Here is a 5,265-nt window from a genome sequence, read left to right as displayed (position 1 = left end):
CCGAAAACCTATCCGCTGGGGCTGGTGCTGAAGGCCTGCCCCGAAATTGCGGACTACGCCGTCGACGGCATCGGCAACTGGCGCGATTTCATGATAACCGCGGCCCAGGTGCGGGGATACCTGGGCGTTTCGCCGTCTGCGTATGAGGATGCCTGCCATGTCATGGGTCAGGAAATCGCCGCGGTGGTGATTGCCTGCATTCTGCAGCGGGCACAGCACATCGAGTCAGCTGGTGGCTATCTGCGCGTGCTGACCGAGAAGGCCAGGGCAGGGGAGTTTTCGGTCGGGCCGATGCTGATGGCGGCGTTGCGAGCGAACGGCGCGACTGCAAAGATGACAGGGTAACCCGTTGGCGGATCGGTTCGCGCTGATGCGGGGCTTGCATGGCGCATCAAGTGAGGCTATATTTTGCCTCAAATGGAATGGAGAGTGAAATGCTAGCGTTCGGAAATGTCGCCGACGTGTTGGGGCTGCCCGTGAAAGAGGTGGCGGCGCGGTCGCCTTTCGGGCTGATCTCCCGGATCGAGGATGGACTTCCCATTGGCGCACTTGAGCGCGTTGCGCATCTTCTGGCGCCTGGCGATGCTCAGTTCAAATACCGGCTGATCCCCAAGGCGACCTACGAGCGGCGCAAGGCGGTACATCGCCTCTCGTCGGACGAGGGCACACGATTGGCCCGCGTCGCGCGCGTCTGGGGCCTTGCTGTCGATGTCTGGCAGAACGAAGAGGAAGCGCGCGATTTCCTGTTTCGGCCGCACCCGATGATTGAGGACAAGCGACCGATCGACGTCGTTATCATGAGCGAGTTCGGTGCCGAAATGGTGGTCGATATTCTCGCAGGTCTGAAGTACGGCAGTGCTGCGTGACGGCGCAGACTCTCGATCGCACTCTATCGTCCTTTCGTATCGGCGATCCGGCCGGCACCTACCCGATCTTCGACGCGACCGGCTCGACAATCGCGCCAGGGCGATGGAACACGCCCGGAAGTCCTCTCATCTACACCAGTGAGCACTATTCGACGGCCCTGTTGGAAAAGCTGGTGCATGGCAGCGGCCGCCTGCCGCCCAACCAGCACTACATCGAAATCACGATCCCGCGCGGGCTGAGCTACGAGGTCTTTTCCCAGCCATCACTGCCCGGCTGGGACACGATGCCGGCGACAGTGAGCCAGGGATTCGGCGAAACCTGGTGTTTAGACCGGCGCAGCGTCATCCTGCTGGTGCCGAGTGTCGTGGCGCGTCTCGATTGCAATGTGCTGATCAATCCGGCGCATCCGGAGTTTTCAAAGATCCACACAGGCCTGCACCAGCCGGTCTACTGGGACCGGCGGCTGTTTGGCGCGTAACGCGGAGGTGGCTCTTTGTCCCTACAGCCCGCTCGCTTTTGTGAGATTGACACGAAAACAGTCGCGCCGACGCTGATATCTGCAGGTCATCTCGGCCGAGGCGTGGCCGAGTCCTGGAGCTGACGCCGCAAGCTGTGATGTGTCGGATCGATCTGCGACTCAGACGATGATCCGCGCCGCCCGCCCGAGCGTGCGCTCGGCGTCGTTGTAGTAGTTGGACGCCTGTTGCACCGAGCGATGCTGCGACTGCTGCATCGCCTCGGGCAGCGGAATGCCGCGACGGGCGGTTTCGGTGAGATAGCCGGAGCGCAGGCCGTGGGCGGAAAATGCCATCGGATCAAGCCCGGCCTCGGCGACGCGTCGCTTCAGGATCAGGTTGACCGCCTGCGGCGTCAGCGCGCGTTTTTTGAGATTGCCCCAGCGGTCGATGCCGCGGAAGACGGCGCCCTCCCTGAGCACGGCGCGCTCGAGCCATTCCTTCAAGACCAGCACCGGCCGGCCGACGAGCAGCACGAAAGCGTCGCTGTCCGCCTGTGTCGTTTTGGTGCGGCCGAGCCGGATCGACAGGCAGGGCAGTTTTTCGCCGCCGGGATTCTTGGGGTCGGCGGTCACCGGCTCTTCTTCGACGATCTGCTCGAACCTGAGCGAAGCAATCTCGCTGCGGCGGCGGCCGCCGGAGGCGAAGGCGGTGATAAGAAGGGCACGGTCACGCAGGTCGACGAGACGGTCGCCGGCGCAGGTGTTGAGCAGGGTGGTCAAAATATCGGCGGTCACCGCCTTTTTGCTCTTGCGGCCCCGGGGGCGGGCGCTGGCGCGCACGGCGAGTTTTATGGCGCTGCGCAGGCCTGGCGCGTTGAATTTTCCCACAAAACCGCGCCAGCCGGTCAGCGTCGACCAGCTGGACAGACGCCGGCGTACGGTGTTCGGCGCGTGCGGTCCATCGACGCGCAACAGTTTTGCCGACTTCAACGCCGCGGTCACGTCTTCCGGCATACCGTGCGACACGTCGGTTTCACGCTTTGCAGGATCCCACAGGTGATGGGCGACGAATTTTATCAGCAGTGCCTCCGGCGCCGGCCAGGGGAGCGAAAAACCGGTCGCGGCGAGCGACCAGGCCTCGAGATAGCCGAGGTCGGAGGCCAGCGCCCGCAGCGAATTCTCGCCGATGCCTTCTTTGGCGAGATGGCGCAGTGTGGCGACGTCGTCGTCGGTGAGGATTTCGGCCAGAAAATCGCGCCGGTCGAATGGCAGCACCGAATCCAGCGCATCGAGCGCCTCCGCACGGCGCAGTTTTTGGTCTGGTAAGGGCTTTGGCAGGCGAAGATCCATGACGGCGGCTCAGAACAGATATTTTTTGTCTGCCCAGGCGAGCAGTACGGCGGCATCGCGGTCTGGCAGGCGCACCCGTCCTTGGCGCAGGCCTTCAGCGATCGCATCGCCGACGTCCGGATCGACCCAGTGCCCGTGCGTCATCAGAAAGAACCAGGCGAAGGGCAGGCCAATCTCGGCGTCGATCGCCTCGGTCCGCTCCATCAGGCGATGCACCGAAATACCGTCTTCCATCGGCAGCCGCTCTGCCGGCATTTTGAGCGGCCGCGGGATAAAGCCGATCTCGCGCCGGCCACGATCTTCGAGATCGTGGATGTCGAAGGCCCAATGGTCAAAAATGCGGTGGGCGCAAGCGCTCGACCGCTCCCAGTCGGCAAAAAAGCGGTTCTCGCGCGGCACAGAATCGAACCAGTCCGGATTGGCGTCTAAAAACGCGGTGTCGCGCGTGCCGTCGGGGCCGACCTCACGGATGATGCGGTTTTCGAGCTCGGGACGGCTTGCCTCGCGCTGTTCCGTGTCGATGCGCGCCCGGCGCGCCAAAAAACTCTTCATGTGAACGATGCCGCCGCCGGCGCGGCCGCGCAGCCGGTAGACCGGCCCTGCGAGCTGCTGCGCCTCGGCAGCGGAATCACGCAAAACCCAGGTCGGCTCGAAGAGCTGGTCGACGCTGTTGGGGCGGTAGTCGGGATCGACTACGGGGCCGGCCACGACCTCGATCTCGCGGCTGAGCGAGAGTTGCACGAACTCGGCGACGCCCGGCCCGGACGGCGCAAAGGCGAAGGCGCTAGCGCCGCGCCATTCAGCGAATTTTGTCCCGTCCTCGCGATGCCGGTTCCAGAAGGCGGTGAGATCGCCGCCCAGTTCGGCCAGCTCGCGTTCGACCCAGGCACGGTGGTCGCCGCTGCGCGTGCCGTCGGCAGCGACAACAGCGTGAGGGTTGCACCAATAGGGATCGTCGATCGTCGCGACGGTGAAGGCAAAGCCTGGAAAGGCCTTGTTGAGAGCAGGGGCGAGCTCGGCGTCGGCCGACTGCGCCTCCAGAGATGCGAGCACGGTTTCGGCGGAAGCGGGGTCGGGCAGGCGGACGGGTTTTTCTTCGCTCATCCCAGGTGGCCTTTCTCGCGCGGCGGAATAGCACCTTGCGTCATTCTCGGCCGCGCGGGACGTGACCGGCGGGGCTCTGCAGGGCGATTCTGGCTGATTTGGGCGGCGAGATCAATCACTATCGATAAGAGGTCATTATCGATAGTGAACAAGGTGCCGGAGAAAAGCCCTGCAAGTCAACCTAACACGGAGATAGCTTGACTATCGCGAATCAGCCATCATGAAAACAATGACTTACGAGATCGGCGAATTGTCCCTGAAAGCCCTCATAGGGCCGGTTGCGCGCGCAACCGAGGTGTTGTCGCGTCTCGACGAGCGGCTGGCCCGCTCGCCGGTGCGCGACGGCTTTGTCGAGCGCCAGCATTTTGCCGATGCGGCCGCAGCCCTGTGGATTGAGGGCGAACTTGTTCACCTCGAGGATCTCGTCCTGCACGACGCTCACATGGACATCCGCACCCCGACCCACGAGCTCACCCGGGCGCACGCTGTTCTGCGAATGCGCCGGCGAATTGTTTCGCAGAAGCCCGACTGGGCGTTCGGCCGCGAGGGATTGCGTGAGCTGACCGGTCGCGATGGCCAGATGCTAGCGGTCGGCCCAAAAAGCCGGGAAGGGGAGGCCGCCAGCGCCGTTGAAGCCGACGGTCGGGATGATGGTGAGGATGATCTTCTGGCTGAAGAATTTGCCGAGATCGACGCTCTCCTGGCGCGCTCGTCGAAGATACTGAGCGGCGCCGCCGTGCCTGCACGAAAGGAGGAGGCGTCACGACGTGACCGGCCGGATCTGATCTACGATCTCGACTGGGACGAGGATGCACGCCTGGCCGAGTGGCAGGACGTGATCGCCAGGACACGCGATCTGCCGGTCGCCCTGCGCGGTGCGATCCTGCTCGAGGCCTGGTCCGACATCGAGGTGCTGCAGCATGCCATCTGGCTCGGGCCGCTGCTTGTTGCCGCGCTGCTGCGGCAGGAGGGTCTTGCCGCCAACCATCTCGCCTGCCTGCACCTTGGCGCCAAGAACATTCCGCGAGAGCGGCGGCGGGCGCGCAATCGCAATGACCGGCTGCTCGCCTCCCTCGATGCTATCCACGATGCAGCGCTGACCGGGTTGAAAGAGCATGACCGGCTGGTCATGGCGAAAAACCAGGTGGAACGGCGGCTGCGGGAGCGGCGCACCAGTTCAAAACTTCCCGACCTGGTCGAGCTTGTCTTGTCGCGGCCCATCGTTTCCACAAGTCTGATCCAGGAGCGGCTGAAGGTGACAAAACAGGGCGCGCTCAATCTTGTCGGTGAGCTCGGGCTGCGCGAGCTGACGGGGAGGGGAAGGTTTCGAGCGTGGGGGTTGATTTGAGATGCCCTGTGCGGACGCCGACTGCATCGCAGAGGGGACTGGGCCAGCATGACCGAGATGCCGTTGTCGCGTGTATCCTAATGGCGAGCGGAGAGAAGATTTGCGTTTTTTGCCGCAACCCCGTGAGAGACCTTCACAC

At 63.8% G+C, this 5,265-nt stretch carries 6 protein-coding genes; 4 read left to right on the top strand and 2 right to left on the bottom strand.

Annotation, left to right across the window (positions count from 1 at the left end; genetic code table 11):
* The 3 genes from repC to EOA85_RS26615 form a co-directional block, all read left to right on the top strand.
* The coding region (gene repC, locus EOA85_RS26625; RefSeq protein WP_245486019.1) for a plasmid replication protein RepC at nt 1-345 on the top strand (345 nt) is incomplete at its 5' end.
* Between the two features lie 89 nt (nt 346-434).
* Complete coding sequence (locus tag EOA85_RS26620; protein WP_127211754.1) at nt 435-866, top strand: DUF2384 domain-containing protein; 432 nt, start codon at nt 435-437, stop codon at nt 864-866.
* Nucleotides 863-1,345 carry an RES family NAD+ phosphorylase gene (locus tag EOA85_RS26615; protein WP_127211753.1) on the top strand — a complete coding sequence of 161 codons (483 nt, stop codon included), beginning with the start codon at nt 863-865 and terminating at the stop codon, nt 1,343-1,345. The genes EOA85_RS26620 and EOA85_RS26615 overlap by 4 nt, the downstream gene beginning before the upstream one ends.
* Before the next feature lie 159 nt (nt 1,346-1,504).
* Here EOA85_RS26615 and EOA85_RS26610 read toward each other — a convergent pair whose 3' ends face one another.
* A complete protein-coding gene (locus tag EOA85_RS26610) occupies nt 1,505-2,674 on the bottom strand; it encodes a tyrosine-type recombinase/integrase (protein ID WP_127211752.1) in 1,170 nt (389 codons plus the stop codon).
* Between the two features lie 9 nt (nt 2,675-2,683).
* Nucleotides 2,684-3,778 carry a hypothetical protein gene (locus EOA85_RS26605; protein ID WP_127211751.1) on the bottom strand — a complete coding sequence of 365 codons (1,095 nt, stop codon included), beginning with the start codon at nt 3,776-3,778 and terminating at the stop codon, nt 2,684-2,686.
* 229 nt (nt 3,779-4,007) lie between these two features.
* Here EOA85_RS26605 and EOA85_RS26600 point away from each other — a divergent pair, with 229 nt between their 5' ends.
* Nucleotides 4,008-5,126: an RHE_PE00001 family protein gene (locus EOA85_RS26600; RefSeq protein ID WP_127211755.1), complete on the top strand. Its 1,119-nt coding sequence runs from the start codon at nt 4,008-4,010 to the stop codon at nt 5,124-5,126.
* Nucleotides 5,127-5,265 lie beyond the last annotated feature (139 nt).

The organism is Mesorhizobium sp. M5C.F.Ca.IN.020.29.1.1, from assembly GCF_003997375.1.
Classification (GTDB): Bacteria; Pseudomonadota; Alphaproteobacteria; order Rhizobiales; family Rhizobiaceae; genus Mesorhizobium; species Mesorhizobium wenxiniae.
The sequence above is the reverse complement of the archived record's forward strand: the minus strand, read 5'-3'. Positions and strand labels throughout refer to the sequence as shown.